Genomic DNA, 1,352 nt, shown 5'->3' with positions numbered 1-1,352 from the left:
TGCTCGGCACCCCCCAGCCCCTCTGACCGACGGGGAACGAACACAAGCCGACACCTGAACACCAGTATGGGCCCGACCGGCGCGCCGGTCGGGCCCATACCGCTTGCGACGGGTTCCCGCCGCAGTGGCTGCTCAGAAGTCGGAATAGCTGAAGTCGCCCACGGTCCAGGCGTTGACGTCCTCGATCGCCACACGGTACATCCCGCCCGTCTCCGGGATCCCCACCGTGCCCTGCAGGATCCGGGCGACATGGAAGTGCAGATGCGTAGGGGCCCCGTCCTTCTTCGCGGGGGCCTTGAAGACAGTGGAGAACTCGCCCAAGCGGTCCGAATCCGTGAGCACATCCGACACCCTCAGCCTCCACACTGCTTCGGGAGCCAGCCGACCGGTGATGACAGCACCACCGGTGACCACGGTCAGGGACATCTGGTTGCTCTGCCCGGATTCCACCAGGGCGGCGACGTCAACGAGCAGCTCGTCAGGCTTCGACATGAGGCAGATTATATTCACCGCCCCCCCGGCTGCTTGAGCGGTGGCGCTACCGGGCAAGGCGGGCGCTCACGGTCTTGCCGCCGGAGGTCCGGCGGGTGACCGCGGTGGCGGAGGCGAGGCGGTCGACCATGGGCCGGGGCCGGCTGTCGCGGGCAGGTGAGGAAGGCCCGTGCCGTATCGCGTGCGTCGGCAACGGCGTTTGTGGAACCGACGGTTGTGGCGTTGAGGACCCATCACGTTCATCAGGGTCACCCTGCTCCCTGGATCGTCGATGCCGGCCTTGCCCACCCGATCTCTGTGCCCCGCCCCTCTACCCGCCAGCCCGGCAGAGCCGCAGTGCCTGCCGGAGAAACTGACGGCCGCAGCCGGCCGGCCCGTGGCGGCACGCTGCCGTACGCCCGGCACGGTGCCGGCCCACCGCCTGCTCGAGTCGGGGACCGCGCCGGTTCGGGACGGCGGCCCATCCGGGGCGACGCCACCGACCGGACGAGCACGAGCAGTCGGGCGAGCACGGGAGGGTGGCCGCAGGCCGAAGAAGCGGATCCGGGTCGGGGCGCTGACACGGCAGCAGGGGCGCCGGCCTGCGAATCGCGGCACCAGCGCCGGCGTGCACGGCTTCCACGAGCTGCTCGGTCCTCGGGCCGGACCGCTGCCGTGGGTCACTCCGGGCGCCGGAGCTGGGCCTCGGGGCCGATCCGACCGTTCACGGACCGGTTGAGGCGGGTTACCTCCTCTTCGGGCGGGCGGAAATCTGTGATCGCTGGGGTAGACATTGGGTGGTGGTGTGGTTATGGTTTCTCTCGTAGTCGAGATCGAGCAGGGCCCGGCAGGGATGAACTGCCGGGCAGTGGTACACGCAG

The 1,352-nt window shown here is 69.8% G+C and carries 1 protein-coding gene; it reads right to left on the bottom strand.

Translation table 11 applies throughout. The features are described from left to right. Positions 1-132 precede the first annotated feature (132 nt). Positions 133-492 (bottom strand): hypothetical protein, encoded by a 360-nt coding sequence (locus ACFWVE_RS35035; protein WP_384023316.1) that lies wholly within the window; start codon positions 490-492, stop codon positions 133-135. Positions 493-1,352 lie beyond the last annotated feature (860 nt).

Source organism: Streptomyces sp. NPDC058632 (assembly GCF_042717095.1).
Classification (GTDB): domain Bacteria; phylum Actinomycetota; class Actinomycetes; order Streptomycetales; family Streptomycetaceae; genus Streptomyces.
Note: the sequence above shows the minus strand (reverse complement) of the source record. Positions and strands in the feature narration are given on the sequence as shown.